The following is a 19,251-nucleotide window of genomic DNA, read 5'->3' on the forward strand; positions in this document are numbered from 1 at the left end:
TGGCGGCGGTCTGGCAGCGGTCCTGCTCAGTCAAACGCAGCCCGCAGCGCCTGGGCCATCTGCGCATGGCAGGCCCGCGCTTCCTTGAGCGCGCGGCCCATTTTCACAAACTCATGGGCCACGCCAGCATAGGTGTGCAGGTCCACCTCGATGCCGGCTGCGCGCAAGCGATCGGCATACATGACGCCCTCGTCCACCAGCGAATCGCATTGCGCCAGGTGGATGCTGGCAGGCGCCAGGCCGCGCAGATCCGGCGCCAGCAACGGCGCAAAGCGCCAATCTTCGCGGTCGGCGAGCGAGCGCAGGTAGTTGCTGAACATCCAGCTGATCATCGGCTTGGTCAGGATCGGGCCTTCGCTGTAGCGGGCGTGCGAAGGCGTATCCTGGTGGGCTGCGCAACCGGGATAGATCAGCAGCTGCAAGGCCAGGTCGATACCGGCATCGCGTGCCAGGATCGCGTTGACCGCCGCCAGGGTGCCACCTGCACTGTCGCCCCCCACCGCCACACGGCCGGTATCGGCCCCCAGCGCCATGCCTTCGGCCACCAGCCACTGCAAGGCATCCCAGGCATCGTTGCTGGCGGTGGGAAAGCGGTGCTCGGGCGCCAGGCGGTAGTCCACCGAGACGACCATGCAGCCCGCTTGGTGCGCCAACTCGCGGCACAGCGTGTCATGCGTGTCCACGCTGCCGATCGTAAAGCCGCCACCATGGGTGAACAGCAGCACCGGTTGCAGCGGATCCCAGCTGGCGGCATAGAGCCGCGCCGGTATCTGAAAACCATCGCGCGCAGGGATGTGCAGATCCTCGACGCGCGCCAGCGCGGGCTTGGCAATCTCCAGCACCCCGGCGCCGATGCCGTAGGCCTGGCGCGCCTGCTCCACCGTCATCTCCCACAGGGGGGTGTGCTGGGCGCGGGCCATGCGCTCGACCACGCTGCGCATCGTGGGGGTCAGCTCTGCGACCACATCGGCAGGCATCGGCAGTTCGGCGGGGAGATGGGCTTTGGAGCGAGGTGAAGCGTCAGACATACAACGTTGCCCGGCCAGCAGGCAAGGGCGCAATTCAGGGACAAGGCCGGCTGATTATCGGCCATCGCCCATTCACGACGGGGCATCTCGGTCACCCATGTTGTAAGGCCCTGCCAATGCGGCAGAGCCCTGCTTCACCGCTGCCCAAGGCCGCCCAGGTTTACTCGAAACGCAGCTCCACCGGCTGCGCCCCCTCCAAGCCCTTGTACTCCACCCGGATCTGCTGGCCGGGCTGCGGCGGCAGCAGCGCCGAATAGGACCCCAGGCTGATCCAGTCGCCCACCTTGAGCCGCTGGCCTTCGGCCTGAAGGGCCTGCGCCAGCCAGACGACGGCGTTGAGCGGCTGGCCCATCAGATCGCCGCCACGGCCGCCGCCCAGCCGTGCGCCGCTCTGGTCGGTGATGTCGACCTGCATGCTCTGCAGCGCATTCAACAGCGCGTAACGCTCGGCCCGGAATTGCGGCACCGCCAGTGCCTGGCCCATCACGCCCATGCGCGCACCCACGTTGATGGCCTCAACGGCCGCGCCATCGAGCTGGGCGGGATTCTCCACCACCAGGTCAGGCAGCTCCACAAACGGGACGATGCGGTCAATGTGGTTGAGCACCTGCAGCGGCGTTGTCGCGCGGTTGATGGCGCTGCTGGAGACGCGTACCAGCATGTCCGCCTCAAACATCGGCCGCGCGCCAAAGGCGGCGGGCACCGCACTGCGGTTGGGCAGCAAGGCGCCCTCGTACAGCACACCCCATACCGGCTTGTCGGTCTGAAAGCGTTTTTGCATGGCCGCGCTGGTCAGCCCCGCCTTGTAGCCAATGGGCTTCTTGCCCTGGGCTGCCCAGGCGGCATGGAGCTTGTTGCGGCTGCATTTGCCATCGGCCTCGGTCATCGCACCCGCCGACGGCACGGGCTGCTTGGCCTCATAGGCCTGCAGCCACTGCGCAACCTGTGCGTCATCCAGGCAAGCGGCCTGGGCCAGGCTGCTGCAGGCAGCCAGGCAGGCGGCCAGCCAAAGTGGGGAGCGGCGAATACGCAAAGCTGGGTGCATCATCCAAAGTCTCCTGTTCCAAGAACCTGTTCCGAATGCGGTTTTGTAGACCGCCCCGGGCACCAACATACCACCCGCATCGACAGGACTGACTAGGGAAAGCGCGCAGCCTGCGCGGCCCACCGACCCTTCGCCTGCTTTTGCTTGATGCAGGTCATGCCGCCATAGCCACAAAGCAACAGACGCTATAGTATTTGCGTAACCACCCGGCGACAGGAGACCCAAGATGCGCAGCGTTTATGAGCCCGCCAATGCCGTGCAAGCCCATGTTCTGCAGGACGTGCTGCGCCAGCACGGCATAGCCAGTTTTGTCAGCGGTGAGCATCTGCAAGGCGCAATCGGCGAGCTGCCAGCGGGCAGCCTGCTGCGTTTGTGGGTCGATGAGGCCGACTGGTCCGCTGCTCGCCGCGCGCTGGAGGAGTGGGAGCGTGCCCCGCTGATCGATGACGCCGAGCTGGCCCGGGCCGACCCCAGCCTGGGTGAGCAGCCGCCGTCTGCGCCCGCGCACGATGGTCGCTTTGATTCGCGCTTTGACCTGGCCTGCGACCCAGGTGTGCGTGCCGCTTCGCAGCGGGACGGCGAACAAGAAGCCTACAGCGACGCCCGGCGCTGGTATCCCTGCTGGTGGGCCGGCGGCGCGGCGCTGTTGGCGCTGTGTCTGCACTACCTGCTCGGCGGCGTGCCTCAGGCGGATACCACGGGCAATGCGGGTGCTACAGAGCAGGCCGGGCAAGCCCCCGATACCGCATCCGTCCACAGTGAACGCGGGCAAGCAGAACCCACAGGCAGCCGATGAACGGCAGCGGTTGCGATGCGCCTCGAGCGGGCTGTCCCGGCCTCCGCTGACGTTGCAAAGTATCAAATACCGATACCACTCCGGCATAAAAACCTAGCAAGCAACCAAATATTGGCATCTGCTGCAGCGCGATGCCGACAATCGCGCCATCGCAAATCGCAGCAAGCCCGCATGCATTCTGGGTCACCAATGGCCAAAACGGCAGCGCGCCAATGCGATGATGGCGACCGAGGAGAACGAGAGAGATATGACCGCCCCCATTCCAGCGCCCCTGGCCCCTGAGTTCAGCGCCCTGTCCACCCTGCCGGACTTGTTTGCCTACCGTTGCAACAACACCCCCGAGCGCGAAGCCTACCGCTGGTTCGATACCGCGACGAATGCCTGGCAATCCTTCAGCTGGGCCGATATGCAAACCAAGGTGGCGCTGTGGAGCCAGTCGCTGCACGGCCTGCAGCTGGCGCGCGGTGCACGCATCGCCACCTTGCTGACCCACAGCGTGCATGCCATCTGCATCGACCAGGCCGGTATGGCCCAGGCCTGCGCCACCGTGCCGCTGCATGCCAATGACAACCCCGGCAATATCGCCTTTATCCTGGCCGATGCCGGCGCCTCGCTGCTGCTCATCAACCGCCTGGAGACCTGGGAGCAGATCGTGGCCACCGGGACGCCACTGCCGGCGCTGCGCTGCGTGGTGATCGACGACCCCGAGCAAGCAGCCATCCCCGTCCAGGCCGGCAGCGACGGCCTGGCGCGCGTGGTGCGCTTGCAGGACTGGCTGGCCGAGGCCGATGGCAGCAGCCCCCGCGCGCAGGCCCAACTGGCCCCCCAGGCTGAGGACATGGCCGCCATCGTCTACACCAGCGGCACCACCGGCAAGCCCAAGGGGGTGATGCTCAGCCACCGCAATGTGCTGAGCGATGTCAAAGCCGTGCTCGGCCGCGTCGTGCCGACGCAGGACGATGTCTTTCTGTCCTTTCTGCCGGTCTCGCACACCTTTGAGCGCAGCTGCGGCTACTACCTGCCGATGGCAGTCGCCAGCACGGTGGTCTATGCCCGCTCGGTTGCGCTGCTGGCCGAGGACATGCTCAGCATCCGCCCGACCATCCTTGTGTCGGTGCCCCGCATCTACGAACGCATCTACGCGAAGATCCAGGAAAAGCTGGCCAAGTCGGCCTTCAAGCGCGCGCTGTTCGCTGACGCCGTGTCCAAAGGCTGGGCCCACCACTGCGCGGCCCATGGTCTGGTGAACACCGATCCCCCGCAAGGCGGTTGGGCGCGCTGGCTGCCCTGGCCGCTGCTGCAGAAAAAAGTGGCCCAACCCATCCTCGATTTGTTTGGCGGCCGGCTGCGCATTGCAGTGACGGGCGGCGCGGCCATTCCTTCGGTGGTATCGCACAGCTTTTTGGGCCTGGGCCTGAATGTGCTGCAGGGCTTTGGCATGACCGAGACCTCGCCGGTACTGACCGCCAACTCGCTGCAGCACAACGACCCCTCCACCGTGGGCAAGCCGCTCGATGGCATGGAAGTGCGCATTGGCGAGAACAAGGAGCTGCAGGCGCGCGGCCCCAACATCATGATGGGCTACTGGGGCCGTCCGGAAGACACGCGCCTGGCCTTTACCGATGACGGCTGGCTGCGCACCGGTGACCAGGCCGAGCTGGTCGATGGCGAAGTGCGCATTGTGGGCCGCATCAAGGAGATCATCGTCACCGCGACCGGCGAGAAGGTTCCGCCCTCGGACATCGAGCAGGCGCTCTGCGCCGATCCGCTGTTCGAGCAAAGCTTTGTCGTTGGCGAGCACCAGCCCTTTATCGCCTGTGTGGCCGTGGTCAACCGCGAAGAATGGAAGCAGTTGGCCAGCAGCCTGGGCCTGGACCCGGACAACAGCGTCAGCCTGCAGGCCAGCGCCGTGCGCAAGATCGCGCTCGAGCGCATTGCTGCGCAATGCCAGGGCCTGGCCAAATATGCGGTGCCGCGTGCGGTCTACCTGGTCAGCGAGCCCTGGACCATCGACAACGGCCTGATGACCCCGACCCTGAAGCTGCGCCGCCCCCAGCTGATGCAGAAGTTCGCCGCCGAGATCGCGAACCTCTACGCGAAGTAAATCGCAGCGCCGAAATGCAAAACCGCCGATGCCCTCTGCAGGCATTGGCGGTTTTTGTATCTCTGCTGCAGAGGGGTCTGGGTTGCAGAGCTGCTGGTACGGTCCGGCGCTTACTTCTTGGGGAAGTAGTAGTTCAGCAACGCGCCGGCACCATCGACACCTGCCTTGGACGACCATTCACGGGCAAACTTCTCGCCCATCAGATCCAGCGCGCGGCGCAGTTCGTAGGAAGGCTGGCTGATCTTGGTGCCATGCTCGACCAGCACCTTCTGCGCCGCATCGTCGGCATCCTTGGCCAACTGCCAGCCGCGCGCTTCGGCCTGTTTGGCGGCAGTGTCCAGCGCTGTCTTGGCGCTGTCGGACAAGCCCGTCCAGCTCTTCTCGCTCATCAGGATCAGGTTCTTGGGAATCCAGGCGCGCATGTCGATGAAAATGCCCATCGCGTTCCAGGACTGGCTGTCGACGCCGGTGGTACTGGATGTCAGCATCACATCGACCTTGCCTGCCTGGATGGCCTTGGCCAGATCGTTGGCAGGGGTGTCCACCGGGGTTGCGCCCGCCACCTCCGCGATGTACTTGGAGGCAACATTGTTGACGCGGAATTTCTGGCCCTTGACGTCTTCGAGCTTGTTCACCGGCGCGCGCGAGAACAGGCCCTGGCCCGGCCATGGCGCGGTGTAGAGCAGGCGAATGCCTTGCTTTTTCAGCAGCGCCTCGATCGGTTCACGCGTGGCTGCCCACAGGCGCTTGGCATCGTCAAAGCTGCGCACGATAAACGGCAGCGAATCGATCGCGAAAGCCGGGTACTGGTCACTGAAGTTCGACATGAAGATCTCACCGATCGCCAGATCGCCCTTGCTGAGCGCAGGCATCACCTGGTTCATCGGCATCAGCTTGGCGTTGGTGACCACCTCGATCTGCAGCCCGCCCTGGCTCAGGCCATTGGCTTCACGGGCGAACTGCGTCAGGTTGCGGGTGTGGAACAACGCGTCGGTGTAGGCGCCAGCGCATTTGAGCGGCGTGGCAGCCGCTCTGGCCATATGGGGAAGCGACCCGACCAGCCCGGAGCCTGCCGCCAGGCCCATGCGGGCGAGCACTTTGCGCCGGGACGGACTGGCAAGCGTTTCGTTGGTGTTGTGATCTGCCATATGACGATTCCTTGGTATCTGAGCCAGGCATCCCCCATTCCGGTGGATGCTGCAGGCCGCATGTGTACTGAAAAGCCCCACAAAGAGCAAACGCTGCCCGCAGCCCCATGGCGAGCCATGCGACGCATTCAGCAACCGTGCCATTCGATTTATTTGGTCACTAACGTCACAAATTTTGTGAGGAGGCGACGCAATCTATCTTGGCCTGCGCAACAAAGCAATCGCTATCGATCACCGGTGAGACATTGCTTGATGCAAGTCAGTTGTTGCCGCGCCAGAAGTTGGCGATGACTAGCATTTAGTCACAGCACACACTTTCTGAAACTACAAAAATAATAGCTGCTTTCCTCCCCTCCGAGGGACGAAAGCAGCCATTTTTTAGCGGATAGATGTATGCGCCCCACAGCGGGACTTCAACGGCAGCGGCCGCTCTGTGCATCGCCACCCCGGCAGGTTGGCAGCTGCTCGCCTGCCGCACCGCGAGGCATGCGGCTCAGGCTTCAGGCTGCCAGCGCGGCATTCAGATCCTGCGCGCGGTAGTACTGGCCAAAGCGGTTGGCGATGAAGTCGGACAGCGCGATCGATTCTTGCGCAATGAAGCCCTTCTGTGGCAGCACCCCGCTCGCGACCAGATCGAGCGCGCAGCAGATACCGGCAGCAGTGGTCAGCTGGATGGCAGTGAGTGCATGGCCGGCCACCGTGGTGCCCACAATACGGGCCGAGTAGGACTCCTGCATCAGCCGCTCACCCTTGTAGCCCGTGGCGCTGGCAAAGATCACGATCACATCCTGGCGCGTGGCAGCAATCGCGTTGTCAAAAATCTCGTTGAGCAGTTCGCGCTTGTCGCGCAGCTTGAGCTCGTTGAGCAGGATCTTCAGGATCGCGCAGTGGCCGGGGTAGCGGATGGACTTGTAGTCCACGTTGCGCGCCTTGCCGGCCCAGGTTTCCGTCAGGGTACCCAAACCGCCACTGGTGTTGAAGGCCTCGTACTCGATGCCATCCAGCGCAAAGGTCTCCAACCCTTCGAGGGCATGCACGGTCAGCGGCTGGCCATCGACCAGCGCCTCGCAGGGGTTGATGTACTCGTTGATCAGGCCCTCGGTGCTCCAGGTCAGGTTGTAGCGCAGGCTGCCTTGTGGGTAGCGGGGCAGCGCACCGACGCGCATCTTCAGGTCATGCAAGGTGTCGAAATGCTTGGCCACGTCGTTGCCCACAATGCCGATAAAGCCAGGAGCCAGGCCGCACTGGGGCATCAGCACGCTGCCGGCCTTGGCGGCAATCTTGCGGATCGCATGGGTGGACTGCACATCTTCGGTCAGGTCAAAGTAATGCACGCCATGTGCAGCGGCAACGCCGGCGACTTCGATCGCCATGTGGAAGGGCAGCGCATTGAGCACCGCGAACTGGCCTTGCACGGCCGGCAGCAGGTCACCGCCCTTGCCAATCTGCACAGTCTCCAGACCCAACGCGGCAGCGGCCTTGAGCTGTGCCTTGGACTGGTCGGCAATGCGCAGCTGGTAGCCGCCCGCCGCCTGCAGCAGCACGGCCATCGCAAAGCCGATTTTGCCGGCGCCCAGGATGGTCACTTTCTTGTCGGCGGGGGCCTTGGTGGAATTGGCTTGGACGGACTTTTTGCTGGTTTTGTCGTTCATGGTTGGCTCTCTGATCAGGGTGAATGATGGAGAAATGTTACAACCGGCAGCTGTCAAAATGAACATATTAAAGCGTCATATTATTTGTTTTTGCTAGCCATTTCGGCAATATTTCACGACATATCAACCAAAATAATGGTTAACCCGTAGCTAAATGTGTCGCAAATCAGGGGTTTCGTTGCCCCAGGCACAATGGGCGGCTCGCACTCACTCCATCCTCTTTTTCCGCTATCCGTATCCAAACCATGGCCGATTCCGCATCCAACAAAGTTCTTCGTTTTCTGCTGGCACGCGACATCCTCAAGGGCAAGTCGCGCGAAGATCTGTTGGCCAAGCTGGAGGCTGCCGGTTTCAATGGCGAGCATGCCGAGCTGTTCATCGCCCAGGCAGAGAAGCGTGTGCTGTCACGCAACCGGCGTTGCGCGGTCATTTCAGCGGTGGTCGTAGCCGTGTTGCTGGGCCGCGTGGTCTGGGGGCCTTATGCCAACAACCCCGACATGCAGCTGCTGCTGGGCGTGATGGCCGCCATCTTTGCCGCGGCCGGTTTTTACTTCTGGTTTGTCGCGCGCTGGCAGGCGCCGCTGCCCAAGGCCAGCGCTTCATAGCATCTACATGCACTCAGTTACAGCATAGGTGCACCTGAACGCTAGCTCCCGCTGGTATGTCAGGCCGATAAAGCAGCGCATCGGGTGGTGTAAGTTGGTGTTGGCGTGCGCTCGCTTGCTGCCAAAAATTGCACCCACCACCCTCCCCGGCTTTGTTCTGCGCCGATAATGCGCTGTCGCGGACATGACATAGATCAAGCCGCGCCTCTCTCCAGCCCATGCGATGGGTCTGCCGGGCTTTGCGGCCCCAGACCCGCCATCCGCCCGCCCACGGCGATGCAGCGATTCGCATAACTCAATAGTGACAATGGATAAACACAACACGCGACCCGGCTTGGCTTCCAAGGCCTGGCTGCTTCTTCTGGGCCTGTGCCTGCTGGCCTCGGGCCTGTTCTTTGCTGTCTATGGCTACCAGCTGGTGGCGCTGCAGGGCAGTTGGTACTTTCTGATCAGCGGGATTGCGCTGGTCCTCTCGGGCCTGCTGATTGCCGCCGCGCGCCCCGGTGGCGCCTGGCTGTATGCCCTGACCTTGCTGGCAACGGCAGTCTGGGCCCTGGCCGATGTGGGCCTGGATTTCTGGCCCCTGGTCTCGCGCCTGCTGTTGCTGGCCGGCATCGGCATTCTGGTCGCGCTGTCCTTCCCGGTGCTGCGCCGTGCACGCGGCCAAGCGGCTGGCAAGACGGGCTCCACCGTGGTGGCCGGCCTGCTGCTGCTGGGTTGCCTGGCGACCGTGGGCGGCATGTTCCTGCCCCATGCCTCGGTGTCGGCCAAGTCGGATGCGACCGTGCTGCAACCGGTGGCCAAGGGCCAGGCGCCTGCTGACTGGGCGCACTATGGCAGCACGCCAGGCGGTACCCGCTTTGCGGCGCTGGACCAGATCACGCGCAGCAATGTCAAGGATCTGCAGGTGGCCTGGAGCTACCAGACCGGTGATGTGCCGGTGAGCCCTGGCGGCGGCGGTGCCGAAGACCAGCTGACGCCGCTGCAGATTGGCAACCAGGTCTTTGTCTGCACCCCACACAACAATGTGATCGCGCTGGACGCGACCACCGGCAAGGAACTCTGGAAGACCGAGATCAATGCCAAGCAGAAAAAGTGGATGCGCTGCCGTGGCCTGGCCTATTTTGATGCCGCCCAGCCGCTGAGCCAGCCCACGGTGGCCGGCGCAACGCCGGTACAGGCTGTGAGCGTGGTGCCTGGCGCCGCCTGCCAACGCCGCATTCTGATGAACAGCGTGGCGCCTGAGCTGATCGCCCTGGACGCCGACACCGGCGCCTTCTGCGAAGACTTTGGCACCCACGGCCGCGTGGACCTGCGCAATGGCATGGGCAAGGGCGCTGACAAGGGCGAGTACTACCCCACCTCCGCCCCCACCCTGGCCGGCACCACCATCGTGATTGGTGGCCGCGTGGCCGACAATGTCAGCACCGACATGCCTGGCGGCGTGGTGCGTGGCTTTGATGTGGTGAGCGGCGCGCTGCGCTGGGCCTTTGACCCGGGCAACCCTGACGACCAGACCGCCCCCGCTGACGGCAAGACCTATGTGCGCTCGACCCCCAACGTCTGGGCACCGATGTCCTACGACCCGCAGTCCAACACCGTGTTCATGCCTGTGGGCAGCGCGGCGGTGGACCTCTGGGGTGTGAAGCACACCGCGCTGGACCGCAAGTACGGTGCCTCGATGCTGGCCGTGGATGCCAGCACCGGAAAGGAAAAATGGGTCTACCAGACCGTGCACGATGACCTCTGGGACTTCGACGTGCCGATGCAGCCTTCGTTGGTGGACTTCCCCGGCGCTGGTGGCAAAACCACGCCTGCGTTGGTGTTCGGCACCAAGGCCGGCCAGATCTTTGTGCTGGACCGCGCGACCGGCCAGCCCCTGACCCAGGTGGAAGAGCGCCGCGTGCCTGCCGGCAAGATCGAGGGCGAAACCTACTCGCCCACCCAGCCCTTCTCGGTCGGCATGCCCAACATCGGCGCCGACGACATGCGCGAATCCGACATGTGGGGTGCAACGCCGTTTGACCAGCTGCTCTGCCGCCTGAAGTTCAAGTCCAAGCGCTACACCGGCCTGTTCACGCCGCCGGGCACCGATGCATCCTTGAACCTGCCCGGCTCGCTGGGTGGCATGAACTGGGGTGGCATCTCGGTCGATCCGACCAACAACTACCTGTTCATCAACGACATGCGCGTGGGCCTGGAAGTGCAGCTGATCAAGGCCGACCCGGCCGATGCCGGCGCCAAGTCCGACGGCAACGAAGCCGCTGCGATCACCAAGCCTGTGCCGCTGGATGGCACGCCTTATGCGATCAATGCCAAGGTGCGCTTCATGTCGCCACTGGAGATCCCTTGCCAGAAGCCGCCTTTTGGCACACTGACCGCCGTGGACCTGAAGACCCAGCAGATCGCCTGGCAAGTGCCGGTCGGCACCGTCAAGGACACGGGGCCCTTCGGCATCAAGATGGGCCTGCCTATCCCCATTGGCATGCCCACCATAGGTGGCACCATGGCCACGCAAGGCGGTCTGGTCTTTATCGCCGCCACGCAGGATTACTACCTGCGCGCCTATGAAACCGGCACCGGCCAGGAAGTGTGGAAAGCACGCCTGCCCGTGGGCAGCCAGGGCACGCCCATCAGCTACCAGTCGCCGGTGACGGGCCAGCAGTTTGTGCTGGTCTCGGCAGGCGGTGCACGCAACTCGCCTGACCGTGGCGACTATGTGATCGCCTACGCGCTGCCACGCCGCTGATCCGCTTCGGCCTCAGCCGCCCGGTGCAAGACTTCCCGCCAGGGAAGGCCTTCACCGGGCTTTTTCATGCCTGCGCAAGATGCAGGGCATGCAGCCCGAGCGCCGACCAACCCCAAAACTGCCACAGGTTTTGATTTGCTATACATTGCATAGCAACGATGCATCGCAACGTTGCATCGCAAATCAGCCAGCCGCAGCAGAATCCGGTGTTATCAGCCTTCCACCATGCCACGCATCCAGTCGGGCAGATCCACCGCCTTCTGGCGCGCAAAATCCACCCAGAGCACGGTGGCGCCGCCGCTGGCGTAGACCTCGCCGGGCGCGCCCTGCTTTTCGATCTGGTACCAGGTCTCGAACGCGGTGCGCGCCGCATCGCTGACATACATCTTGACCACCAGCTGGGCCGGGTACTCGATCTGCCGCAGGTAGTTGCAAAAGCAGTTCACCACCACCGGGCCCTGGCCCGCGCCATGGGGCGTGTCGCGCGTCGAGCGCAGCCACTCCACCCGCGCGCTTTCCATGTAGCGAAAATACACGGTGTTGTTGACATGTCCCAGACTGTCCATATCCCCCCAGCGAACATCCATCAGCGAGTCATGAACCCAGCGTTTGTGGTCAGGCAGCAAGATTTTCATAGACTGGCATATTACGGCCAAGCAGCGGGCGCCAGCGGCCAGGCCTTGTCGCCGACTTTCACTGGCACAAAGCCCCTGTCTCAAAAATCAGAGCGAAGATCGCCGCAAATCTAGGGCTAACCCTAGGATCAAGGCGGTTACCGCACTGCAACATCGCCCTAAAATCCATGGCACTGCATGCAACCCAGACACAGATCTGCCACATGCCTGCCCATCGCTTGAAAAGAATTTGTACGGAGCCCCGATGACCAACGAAGAAATACTGGCCCAATATGGCCCCCGCGAGTCAATGGAATACGACGTTGTCATCGTTGGCGGCGGCCCAGGCGGGCTGGCCACGGCCATCCGTTTGAAGCAGCTGGCAGCGGAAAAAGGCAGCGATGTCTCCGTCGTCGTGCTGGAAAAAGGCTCCGAGCCGGGCGCGCACACCTTGTCGGGCGCCATCATGGATCCCCGCGCGCTGACCGAGCTGATCCCCGACTGGAAAGCCAAGGGCGCACCTTTGACGCAGCCGGTGACCGAGGACGCGATGGTCTTCCTGAGCGAAAAATCCGGTCTGCGCACCCCCAACTGGCTGCTGCCGCCCTGCTTCCACAACGAAGGCAACTACATCGTGCAGCTGGGCTTTGTCGTCAAATGGCTGGCCGAGCAGGCCGAGGCCCTGGGCGTCGAGATTTTCCCCGGCTTTGCCGCCGCGGAAGTGGTCTACCACGAAGACGGCTCGGTCAAGGGCGTGGCCACCGGCAACATGGGCGTTGGCAAGAACGGCGAACCCACCGGCGAGTTCCAGCTCGGCATGGAACTGCACGGCAAGTACACGATCTTTGCCGAAGGCTCGCGTGGGAACCTGGGCAAGCAGCTGATCGCCAAGTTCAAGCTCGACGAAGGCAAGGATCCGCAGACCTACGGCCTGGGTGTGAAGGAGCTGTGGGAGATCGATCCGCAGCGCCACCAACCCGGCTTTGTGATGCATACCGCCGGCTGGCCGATGAACAACGACACCTACGGTGGCGCCTTCCTCTACCACCTGGACGACAACAAGGTCACCCTGGGCTTCATCACCGGTCTGGATTACTCCAACCCCTACCTGTCTCCGTTCGAGGAGATGCAGCGCTGGAAGACCCACCCCAACATCCGCTACTACCTGGAAGGCGACGAGTCCAAGGGCATCAAGCCGGCCAAGCGCATCGGTTATGGCGCCCGCGCGATCACTGCCGGCGGCCTGATGAGCCTGCCCAAGACCGTGTTCCCCGGTGGCGCGCTGGTGGGCTGCGATGCCGGTTTCCTGAACGTCAGCCGCATCAAGGGCAGCCACGCGGCCATCAAGACCGGCATGCTGGCCGCAGAAGCCGCCTTTGAAGCGATTGCCGCTGGCCGCCAGGGTGATGAGCTCAGCGCCTACCCCGCCGCGTTTGAGAAGAGCTGGCTCTACGAAGAGCTCAACAAGAGCCGCAACTTCAAGAGCTGGTTCAAGAAGGGCCTGGTGACCGCCTCGATCATGAACGGTCTGGAGCAGTTCGTGCTGCGCGGCAACATGCCCTGGACCCTGCACCGCGACAAGCCGGACCACGCCTACCTCAAGCCCGCGTCGGAATGCAAACCCATCCAGTACCCCAAGCCCGATGGCAAGCTGACGTTTGACCGGCTCTCCAGCGTCTTCATCAGCGGCACCAACCATGCCGAAGACCAGCCTGCCCACCTGACCTTGAAAGATGCCAGCGTGCCGGTGCAGATCAACCTGGCCAAGTACGCCGGTCCCGAGCAGCGCTACTGTCCCGCGGGGGTCTACGAGTTCGTGGCGGACGAAAGCCAGGGCGGGGATGCCCAGCGCCTGCAGATCAATGCGCAAAACTGCGTGCACTGCAAAACCTGTGACATCAAGGATCCGACCCAGAACATTGTCTGGGTGACGCCGGAAGGCGGTGGCGGACCGAACTACACCGGCATGTAAGCAAGCGGCGCCGGTTCGGGAATCGATGCCAGGGCAAACACCGGTTGCCCGGCCATGGATTGCCGAATTTGGCCGACAAGCGCACGCCTGCAGGCGTGCAGACAATGGCCCATGTTTGTCTGGTTTTGCCTTCCACGCCGTTCCGCCCGCGCCCTGGCTGGCAGCGCCTGTGCTCCGGTCCGGAGTGCCCGTGCCCACCTGTACCGCCAGTGGCTGTGTGCGCTACTGGGCATGCTGCTGGGTGCAAGCGCGGCTTTGGCAACCCCTGCCACGCTGCCCAAACGCGGCAAGCGCGCAGCCGCGCCCATGGCTGCCAAGCCAGCAGATGCAGTTCCTGCTGCGGCCCCTGCGCCGTTGAGCTCAGCCACCTCTCTCGATCTCGAGCGCTTCATGGGCCTGTGGTACAAGGTCGCCAAGGTCGATGAGCCGCAGGATGCGCTACGCACCCGTGAGCGCTATGAGTTTCTGCAACGCTACGACGGGGGCGTCCGAGTGATTGCCACGTCCTACGACCCGCTCTCCAACCGCTGGGACCGGCGGCAGGACTACATGGCCCCGGTGGATGCGAAAGGCGCGGCATTGGCGAGCCATTACCAGCTCACGATGCCCGTGCATTTCAGCATCAGCCGCTTCGGGCCTTTCGGGGTCAGCTACTACGTCGTGGCACTCGACCCCTACTACCAATGGGCCGTGGTGGCCGGGCCCGGGCCGAAATCGCTTTTCATCCTGAGCCGCCGCAGCGATCTGGAGCCGGAGTTGCGCGCATCGCTGGAGCAGTTGGCCAGCAGCACCAGCCGCCTGAAGGCACCGCTGCATTGGGCCGCACCGGACCAGGATCCGCCACCTCGGTAGATACCCGGGGTAGGCGCGATCGGACTTCCCATGCAGGGCATCGGGAGCGGGCAGCGCGCACAGTTTTATTGTCACAGCGCTGCAAAATTATCGACTGCGCACAGCTTTTTTGACCAAAAATACTATTAAAAGAAATATTATTGTGAGAGTGCACCCACTTGCGCAACCCAACACAGGTTTCGCCCTGGCAGGGCAACTAGGGCAATCCCATAGATCACAAATGTGTCATCCCGTGGGTAGTGGGGTGTAGACTGCTGCTACCTGTTTGCCACCTGTTGTTACAGGGCATACAACGCAGCAGTTCTGCTGACGCTATTCAACAAACCTGGCGGAGATATACGCATGAAGAAATTGGCTTGGGCCCCTCTGGGCGCTGTGGCACTGGCAATCGCGGCGATTGCGCCCGCGCAGGCTGCAGACCAGAAGTCTGTGGCAGTGACGGCCATCGTGGAACACCCTGCGCTGGATGCAGTGCGCGACGGCGTCAAGGCGGCACTGAAGGCCGAAGGCTTTGAAGACGGCAAGAACCTGAAGTGGCAGTACCAGAGTGCCCAGGGCAACCCTGGCACCGCCGCGCAGATCGCCCGCAAGTTTGTCGGTGACAAGCCCGATGCCATCGTCGCCATTGCTACGCCATCGGCGCAGGCCGTGGTGGCTGCCACCAAGACCGTGCCGGTGGTCTTCTCTGCCGTGACCGATCCGGTGGCCGCCAAGCTGGTACCCAGCTGGGAGCCATCGAAGAACAACGTGACCGGCGTGTCCGACCTGCTGGCGCTGGACAAGCAGATGGAACTGCTGAAGAAAGTCGTGCCCAACGCCAAGCGCGTGGGCATGGTCTACAACCCCGGCGAGGCCAACTCCGCCGTGGTCGTCAAGGAACTCAAGGAACTGCTGCCCAAGCTGGGCATGACCCTGGTGGAAGCCGCGGCGCCTCGCTCGGTGGACGTCTCCAGCGCAGCGCGCTCGCTGGTGGGCAAGGCCGATGTGATCTACACCAACACCGACAACAACGTCGTGTCGTCCTATGAAGCGCTCGTCAAGGTCGGCCAGGACTCCAAGCTGCCGCTGGTCGCATCGGACACCGACTCGGTGGCCCGTGGTGCCGTGGCTGCGCTGGGCATCAACTACCGCGACCTGGGCGAGCAGACCGGCCGCATGGTGGCACGCATCCTCAAGGGTGAAAAGCCAGGCGACATCAAGACCGAAGTTTCGACCAAGATGGAGCTGTACGTGAACCCCGGTGCCGCCGAGAAGCAAGGCATCAAGCTGTCCGACGAGCTGGTCAAGTCGGCTGCCAAAGTCATTCAGTGATGGATGCCGCCTCGCCTGCTGCTGTGCAACCCGCGCAGCGCAGGGGGTGACAAGACGCAGCCCCGCCAGAAGCGGGGCTTGTTTGTTATCCGGACTACCTCTGACAAGAAAACTCCATGACCTTATTTTCCTTTTTGGGAGCCATCGAGATCGGCCTGATCTTTGCGCTGGTAGCGCTCGGTGTGTTCATCTCCTTTCGCTTGCTGCGCTTTCCTGACCTCACGGTCGACGGCAGCTTTCCGTTGGGCGCTGCCGTCTGCGCGGTGCTGATCACCCATGGCTACAGCCCCTTTGTCGCCACCATTGGCGCCACGCTCGCAGGTGCCGTTGCTGGCCTGATCACCGGCTGGCTCAATGTCAAGCTCAAGATCATGGACCTGCTTGCCTCGATCCTGATGATGATCGCGCTGTACTCGATCAATCTGCGCATCATGGGTGGCCCCAACATTCCGCTGATCAACGACCCCACGCTTTTCAACCAGTTGCAGCCCGCAGGCATGGAAGACTATGTGTTCCGTCCGTTGCTGATGTGCGCCATCGTGGTGCTCGCCAAGCTGGCGATGGACTGGTTCTTCCTGACCGAGCGTGGCCTGGCCATCCGTGCCACCGGCACCAACGCCCGCATGGCGCGCGCCCAGGGCGTCAACACCGGCGGCATGATCCTGCTGGGCATGGCCGTATCGAACGCGCTGGTGGGTCTGGCCGGTGCGCTGTTTGCACAAACCCAGGGCGGCGCCGACAGCTCGATGGGCATCGGCACCATCGTGATCGGCCTGGCTGCGGTGATTGTTGGTGAGTCCATCCTGCCGTCGCGCAGGCTGATTCTGGCGACCTTGGCCGTGGTCATCGGCGCCATCGTCTACCGCTTCTTCATTGCGCTGGCGCTGAATGTGGATTTCATCGGCCTCAAAGCCCAGGATCTGAACCTGGTCACCGCGTTGCTGGTCACGATCGCGCTGGTCATCCCCCAGCTCAAACGTCGTTTTGCGAAAAAGCACTGACAAGGAGAGAGACATGCTGAGCGCAAAAGACCTCAAGATCACCTTCAACCCCGGCACCCCGATCGAAACCCGCGCGCTGCGCGGCATGGCGCTGGATATTCCCGCTGGCCAGTTCGTCACCGTGATCGGCTCCAACGGCGCGGGCAAATCAACCTTTTTGAACGCGATCTCCGGCGACCTGATGGTCGACTCGGGCAGCATCGTTATCGATGGGGAAGACATGACCCGCAAGCCTGTGTGGGACCGTGCGCACAAGGTGGCCCGCGTGTTCCAGGACCCGATGGCTGGCACCTGCGAAGACCTGTCCATCGAGGAGAACATGGCCCTGGCGCATGAGCGCGGCAATTTTCGCGGCCTGTCCAAGGCTGTCAAAAACGCCAACCGCGCGCTGTACCGCGAGAAACTCGCCACCCTGGGCCTGGGCCTGGAAAACCGCCTCAGCGACCGTATCGGCCTGCTGTCGGGCGGGCAGCGCCAGGCCGTCAGCCTGCTGATGGCAGCGCTGCAGCCTTCGCGCATCCTGCTGCTCGATGAGCATACCGCCGCGCTCGATCCCCGCACCGCCGATTTCGTGCTCAAGCTCACCGCCCGCATCGTTGACGAAGGCAAGCTCACGACGATGATGGTCACCCACAGCATGCGCCAGGCGCTGGATGTGGGCGACCGTACGGTGATGCTGCACCAGGGCCAGGTGGTGCTCGACGTCAGCGGGGAGGAGCGCGCCCGGATGGACGTGCCCGATCTGCTGCAGATGTTCGAGAAGGTGCGTGGTGAAAAGCTCGCCGACGATGCGCTGCTGCTGAGCTGAGCCGCACCGGTCTCAACCCCAAAGACAGCGGAGCCACCGAGGTGGCATCCGCTGTTTTTTTAGGCCTGCTGCTATCAGCCGCGCAAAAAGCGCCGCAGCGACCAGGCCGCCAGTGCGGGGAACAGCGCAAACACCGCAAACAGCCAGAGCGCCGAGCGGCCCAGCGTTGCTGGGTCGGCCAGCGCGGTCAGCCCCAGTGCATTGGCTACCAGGCCGACCAGCGCGGCACCGACGGCCATGCCGTAGAGCTGCACAGTCGTGATGCCCGAGGCAGCACTGTCGGCCTCCTGCGCACTGGCGCTGTGCATGATCGCGTTGAGCACATGGGGCCAGGCCATGCCCACGCCCAAGCCCAGCAGCGCCAGCGCCAGGCCACAGACCACCAGGGCTGCCCTCCCCTGCCAGGGCATCGCCAGCGCCAACGCCAGCAAGCCCAAGGTGCACAGCACGGGACCGATCAGCATCAGCGCCCGGCCCACCCGGCCGCTTTTGCCAGAGAACAGTACCGAGGCCACCGACCAGCCACCCGCGAGCAAGGCCGTCACATAGCCCGCCGTCAAAGGCTGCAGGCCATGCAGGTGTTGCAGCAGATAGGGCACAAACACCTCCGTCATCGTCCCCATCAGCAGCAAGGCCACAGCGGCATACAGCATCCCCAGGGGCTGGCCCAAGGCCGTGCCGCCCTGGGGCAGCAAGCGGCGGCTGGCGCGGCGTTCATGGCGAACCGCCGCCGCACCGGCCAGCAAGCCTGCCGCGCCCAGCCCCCATTGCCAAAGCGGCTCCGTCACCACGCTGGCGGCTGCCACCAACAGCACCGACAGCGCCAGCATCGCGATCTGCGAGCCGGCAATGCCGCTGTCCTGCGCCGGCGTGCTGCGCAGCAGGCGCTGCGGCGCCAGCTGGCGGTGCACCAGCAGCATTTGCAGCAGCAGCAAGGGCAGCAGGGCTCCAAAGGCCAGCCGCCAATGGCCGGCCTGGGCGAATAGGCCGCCTACCGCCGGGCCGCTCAGGGTGGCCACGCCCCACATCGCCGAGATGAGCCCAATCGCACGCGGCCACAGCGCGGGCGGAAACACCAGCCGGATCAAGGTGTAGCTCAGCGCCCCCACCGCGCCACCGCCCAGGCCCTGCACCGCGCGGCCCAGCAGCAGCATCGGCATGGAGGGCGCCGTCGCGCACAGCAGGCTGCCTAGGCTGAACACCAGCAGGCCCGCCAGCATGGCGCCCCGTGCGCCCCAGCCGGCCAGCATGCGCACCGCCAGTGCGGCGCCAATGATGGAGGCCACGACAAACAAGGTGGTGCTCCAGGCATACCAGGCCAGGCCGCCAATCTCCTGCACCACCGAGGGCAGGATGGTGGTGACGATATGCACATTGATCGCATGCATGGCGACCGCGCCGGTCAGCGCCAGCGCCTTGAGGCCATGCGGCCGGCCCAGCAGCTGGGCCCAGCCTGCAGGGGGCTCTGCCATCGGCACTGCGGCCGTAGTCGTGGACGATGAAGAGGACGATGCCATGCCATTCCTTGTTGTGAAATAATGCAAGCATTGTCTTTGATAATTCCGC

The 19,251-nt window shown here is 63.8% G+C and carries 15 protein-coding genes; 9 read left to right on the forward strand and 6 right to left on the reverse strand.

The genetic code is table 11. The features are described 5' to 3' along the window. Window positions 1-26: 26 nt before the first annotated feature. Together ACHWUQ_RS09310 and ACHWUQ_RS09315 are read right to left on the reverse strand one after the other, a co-directional pair. Window positions 27-941 carry an alpha/beta hydrolase gene (locus tag ACHWUQ_RS09310; protein ID WP_312834542.1) on the reverse strand — a complete coding sequence of 305 codons (915 nt, stop codon included), beginning with the start codon at window positions 939-941 and terminating at the stop codon, window positions 27-29. Between the two features lie 247 nt (window positions 942-1,188). After that, the gene (locus ACHWUQ_RS09315; RefSeq protein WP_239811650.1) at window positions 1,189-2,073 is read right to left on the reverse strand and encodes a 2-keto-4-pentenoate hydratase; all 885 of its coding nucleotides are present in this window, start codon (window positions 2,071-2,073) and stop codon (window positions 1,189-1,191) included. 226 nt (window positions 2,074-2,299) lie between these two features. On the opposite strand from ACHWUQ_RS09315, the gene ACHWUQ_RS09320 reads away from it, so the two are divergent. Together ACHWUQ_RS09320 and ACHWUQ_RS09325 are read left to right on the forward strand one after the other, a co-directional pair. Continuing rightward, the gene (locus ACHWUQ_RS09320) at window positions 2,300-2,869 is read left to right on the forward strand and encodes a DUF2007 domain-containing protein (protein WP_394680969.1); all 570 of its coding nucleotides are present in this window, start codon (window positions 2,300-2,302) and stop codon (window positions 2,867-2,869) included. 247 nt (window positions 2,870-3,116) lie between these two features. Then, window positions 3,117-4,973, forward strand: coding sequence for an AMP-dependent synthetase/ligase (locus ACHWUQ_RS09325; RefSeq protein WP_394680970.1), 1,857 nt, complete (start codon window positions 3,117-3,119; stop codon window positions 4,971-4,973). A 110-nt stretch (window positions 4,974-5,083) separates the two neighbouring features. Here ACHWUQ_RS09325 and ACHWUQ_RS09330 read toward each other — a convergent pair whose 3' ends face one another. Beyond that, window positions 5,084-6,121: a TRAP transporter substrate-binding protein gene (locus ACHWUQ_RS09330; RefSeq protein ID WP_239811647.1), complete on the reverse strand. Its 1,038-nt coding sequence runs from the start codon at window positions 6,119-6,121 to the stop codon at window positions 5,084-5,086. 500 nt (window positions 6,122-6,621) lie between these two features. Then, window positions 6,622-7,773, reverse strand: a complete 1,152-nt coding sequence (locus ACHWUQ_RS09335) for a saccharopine dehydrogenase family protein (RefSeq protein ID WP_239811646.1) — start codon at window positions 7,771-7,773, stop codon at window positions 6,622-6,624. 245 nt (window positions 7,774-8,018) lie between these two features. Between ACHWUQ_RS09335 and ACHWUQ_RS09340 the strand changes: the two genes are divergently transcribed. Both ACHWUQ_RS09340 and ACHWUQ_RS09345 read left to right on the forward strand, forming a co-directional pair. Then, on the forward strand, window positions 8,019-8,378 hold the full coding sequence (locus tag ACHWUQ_RS09340) for a hypothetical protein (RefSeq protein ID WP_394680971.1): 360 nt from the start codon (window positions 8,019-8,021) through the stop codon (window positions 8,376-8,378). Between the two features lie 307 nt (window positions 8,379-8,685). After that, entirely contained in the window at window positions 8,686-11,127 is a 2,442-nt protein-coding gene (locus ACHWUQ_RS09345; RefSeq protein ID WP_394680972.1) for a membrane-bound PQQ-dependent dehydrogenase, glucose/quinate/shikimate family, read from the forward strand. A gap of 212 nt (window positions 11,128-11,339) precedes the next feature. Here ACHWUQ_RS09345 and ACHWUQ_RS09350 read toward each other — a convergent pair whose 3' ends face one another. Further along, entirely contained in the window at window positions 11,340-11,762 is a 423-nt protein-coding gene (locus ACHWUQ_RS09350) for an acyl-CoA thioesterase (RefSeq protein ID WP_394680973.1), read from the reverse strand. Between the two features lie 244 nt (window positions 11,763-12,006). On the opposite strand from ACHWUQ_RS09350, the gene ACHWUQ_RS09355 reads away from it, so the two are divergent. From ACHWUQ_RS09355 to ACHWUQ_RS09375, 5 genes are all read left to right on the forward strand, one after another. Then, complete coding sequence (locus tag ACHWUQ_RS09355; RefSeq protein WP_239811643.1) at window positions 12,007-13,713, forward strand: electron transfer flavoprotein-ubiquinone oxidoreductase; 1,707 nt, start codon at window positions 12,007-12,009, stop codon at window positions 13,711-13,713. A gap of 354 nt (window positions 13,714-14,067) precedes the next feature. After that, window positions 14,068-14,565: a lipocalin family protein gene (locus ACHWUQ_RS09360; RefSeq protein WP_394680974.1), complete on the forward strand. Its 498-nt coding sequence runs from the start codon at window positions 14,068-14,070 to the stop codon at window positions 14,563-14,565. Window positions 14,566-14,907: 342 nt separating this feature from the next. Beyond that, window positions 14,908-15,876, forward strand: a complete 969-nt coding sequence (locus tag ACHWUQ_RS09365; RefSeq protein WP_239811641.1) for an ABC transporter substrate-binding protein — start codon at window positions 14,908-14,910, stop codon at window positions 15,874-15,876. 116 nt (window positions 15,877-15,992) lie between these two features. Further along, window positions 15,993-16,877, forward strand: coding sequence for an ABC transporter permease (locus ACHWUQ_RS09370; RefSeq protein WP_239811640.1), 885 nt, complete (start codon window positions 15,993-15,995; stop codon window positions 16,875-16,877). Window positions 16,878-16,890: 13 nt separating this feature from the next. Next, entirely contained in the window at window positions 16,891-17,685 is a 795-nt protein-coding gene (locus tag ACHWUQ_RS09375) for an ABC transporter ATP-binding protein (RefSeq protein ID WP_239811639.1), read from the forward strand. Between the two features lie 74 nt (window positions 17,686-17,759). Here ACHWUQ_RS09375 and ACHWUQ_RS09380 read toward each other — a convergent pair whose 3' ends face one another. Further along, window positions 17,760-19,202, reverse strand: a complete 1,443-nt coding sequence (locus tag ACHWUQ_RS09380; protein ID WP_394680975.1) for an MFS transporter — start codon at window positions 19,200-19,202, stop codon at window positions 17,760-17,762. Window positions 19,203-19,251: the final 49 nt, after the last annotated feature.

The sequence above is a fragment of the uncultured Comamonas sp. genome (assembly GCF_964277875.1).
In the GTDB taxonomy this organism is placed as follows: domain Bacteria; phylum Pseudomonadota; class Gammaproteobacteria; order Burkholderiales; family Burkholderiaceae_C; genus Comamonas; species Comamonas sediminis.